Below are 2,734 nucleotides of genomic sequence, written 5' to 3'. Positions count from 1 at the left end.
GCGATATGACACCAATTGGTTATCTTGAGGCTGCATAAAATTCTACGAAATAGCTGTACTAAATTGGGTGGAGTTACAAAAGGTAATGGCGATTGGTACTATCTTTTTCGATAAAAATTCATCTATTTCCTCTTTTTTTTCTGAAATACTATAAATTTCCAAATCATCATTTATTAAATCTTGGCAGTGAAGGAAGTGTGCGATTGCACTCTGTCCTTTTCCGACTTCAAAAGATGAACAGATTGGCTTATCTCCAAAGTGTAATTTTATGAAGCTTAAAAACGCGATTGGAAACTTAATTTGAAGTTCTAGCTCAAGCGCCTTTAGGTAATTTGGATGATAAGTCGGCTTATTTTCTTTCCATAAGTACGGCTCACAGTTAAACATAATTCATATCCTTTTCCTCAAATAGACACTTGTATGCCTAGAGGTGTTATGTGCAATTTTATCAAACGGTTGAAACCAATAGAGATACCATTTCATTAGAAGTTCACTTTGTTTTACCTACTACACCTGTACTAATTGGGGGTAATGTGTGATTGTATTTGCTGTCCTTAGAGTTGGCCTGTTTATAGCCGGATTTCGGATTTCAAAAAGTCATAGTAAAACAGTCCATCGTCTTCGTGGTCTTCAAAAATTTCTTTTCCGGCTAACATATAGGCCTTAAGTAGAGCATTTTTACTGCGCTATTTATCACCTAACTGATAATGACACTGGCCAGCTCTAAAGTGAATAAATGGGTTGTCGAGTGCTTCAGGGTGGTTTAATGCATCTAACATTGAATCGAGGGATTGTTGATAGTCATCAAGCATATAATAACTATCCCCAATAGATACTTTAAGCCAAACGGCTTGATCCCACTCTTCATCTGGGTCAGAGAGTAAATCGAAAGCTTTTTTCCAGAGTGTCATTGCGCCTTGAAAATCTTCTTCATCAAAAAGGTCATTACCTTGCTCGCAATACTCTTCTATCTGGTCATGTACATTCATTGGTTATACTCATTAAAGAAAGTTTTGTATTTTTTAGGCTGTTCTACAAAGCATCTACCTCGTGAAATAGAATTGGCTTTAGCAAACCATTCATATGCTTGTTTAAACTCTCCTTGCTCAAAATATAATGTAGCTTTCAAAAATAATGGCCCATCATCATAGTCATTTAAATGGTCTGAGTCTAAAAGCTCATTAATAATATTATGGGCTTTTTCGTGTAAGCTTAATTCTCGATACATTTTACAAATTCCGGTAACAAAACTGAGAGTGACATCCCAATCAAATTTCGGTTCAGGTAATAACCTCCATGCTTCTTCTGCTTTTTCTTGAGCAGTATCAACATCGTTGGCTTCTAATAATTTGTATGCAGAAATATAGAGAGCATCAATTTCATCGCGCAAGTCTATAGGTAAATTTTCCATTATCTTTCCTTATGTTTTGGGGCAAATACCCATCGTTGGGCTAGATTGATAGTATACTTTGCGAGCGGCTATTGGCTGAAGAGAAGCTCTGCCCTGAACTCCATTGTTTATGCTGGTCCATATACTAGTGACGCATCGAACTTTATGGTCTGTGGATGTTTTACCAAGCTGTAAACAACCCATCTGAACGGAGTGCGATTTCCTGCCGAAATTGCTTTACTTATCTGACACGTATCTTCCTTAAACACGAAATCCAATACCCCATGCTGATAAGGGAGAAAGCAAACTAATCGTTTATTTTATCCATATTCAGACTCGCAAAGACCTTCAATAAATTCTTCAAAGCTATCAGAAACTAGCGCATAAACAGGGCTTAACTCATCTGATCCAGTATGATCCCAGAGTACAACTGACGGTTCAGTATTGCTATCTTTGAAGTTTAAACATAAAAAGTCTCCACCAAAGACATAAGCAAAAGGAAGTAACTCAACACCCACTAGATCTTCATTGTCGGTTAGGCGTTCTTCAATCTGAGCGAGTACCACTTTTATTTCGTACTGCATAATATCGTCTGACAACTTGGAATCGTTTGTAATAAGAAGTGTTCGCTCAATCAACCGCTCCTTATTGTCTATGGCGTAAGTGAGTCCTTCAAAGGCAACGCCATTATTGTTGCGGAAAAACTCGATAAACAAATACGGAAGTTTAATTCTACAAAAATTTTCTAATTCAAAGATGCTTGAGTTATTTAACTCATAAGAGTCATTACATTTAGTGATCATATATAGTCTATGTCTTTTGCTGGAATATATTGGCTAGGATGATTGAGCTAGACCTTGCAACATCTATGTATTTAAAGGACTTAAAAAGGTGCTATTGGTTATGGGGTAATTGGTTAGATAGCGCAACGATATCGGCCATAACACGCTTCTCTCCAAGATCAGCTAGGAAAGCTAAATGTTCCGTGGCTTTTACCTTTTGGAGATTCTCAAGCTTAGGTTCGCCACCAAGGGCAAGAGCTGGCGCAAAGCCATAGATCTCTCCATTTTCAAGAGGGCCTAACCTCTCCAAAGTTCGCTCAAAAAGAGGTTGTTCATTGATATCAATTAAATCAATTTGGGTTGTCGTTTGTACAGAGAAGAACAAATCTAAGCTTCTTTCTTCTCCCGTAGCGATATATTCTTCGTTTTCGAAGGTGGGAAAAATCATGCCATAGCTGCTTATTATGGAAAGACTACTCCCTGATTTTTTACCCCAAATATACATTTTTCCAAACGCATCTATTGCAATGACATAGAAACTATCTACACCGTCATTTTGCAT

Annotated in this window: 5 protein-coding genes; all 5 read right to left on the bottom strand. The window is 37.3% G+C overall.

Features of this window, described 5'->3' with window-relative positions:
* Positions 1-42: 42 nt before the first annotated feature.
* Positions 43-387 carry a hypothetical protein gene (locus tag DRB05_RS00300; RefSeq protein ID WP_240036176.1) on the bottom strand — a complete coding sequence of 115 codons (345 nt, stop codon included), beginning with the start codon at positions 385-387 and terminating at the stop codon, positions 43-45.
* Between the two features lie 299 nt (positions 388-686).
* Positions 687-989, bottom strand: a complete 303-nt coding sequence (locus DRB05_RS00295; RefSeq protein ID WP_235956590.1) for a hypothetical protein — start codon at positions 987-989, stop codon at positions 687-689.
* Entirely contained in the window at positions 986-1,411 is a 426-nt protein-coding gene (locus tag DRB05_RS00290) for a hypothetical protein (RefSeq protein ID WP_128725179.1), read from the bottom strand. Before DRB05_RS00290 ends, DRB05_RS00295 begins: the two co-directional genes overlap by 4 nt.
* A 299-nt stretch (positions 1,412-1,710) precedes the next feature.
* Positions 1,711-2,193, bottom strand: coding sequence for an SMI1/KNR4 family protein (locus DRB05_RS00285; RefSeq protein WP_128725178.1), 483 nt, complete (start codon positions 2,191-2,193; stop codon positions 1,711-1,713).
* 91 nt (positions 2,194-2,284) lie between these two features.
* Positions 2,285-2,734, bottom strand: a 450-nt coding sequence (locus tag DRB05_RS00280) for a T6SS immunity protein Tdi1 domain-containing protein (RefSeq protein ID WP_240036175.1), incomplete at its 5' end; no start/stop codon positions are given.

The sequence above is a fragment of the Pseudoalteromonas sp. A757 genome (genome assembly GCF_004103285.1).
GTDB classification, from domain to species: domain Bacteria; phylum Pseudomonadota; class Gammaproteobacteria; order Enterobacterales; family Alteromonadaceae; genus Pseudoalteromonas; species Pseudoalteromonas galatheae.
This window is presented reverse-complemented; position numbering and strand designations above follow the sequence as displayed.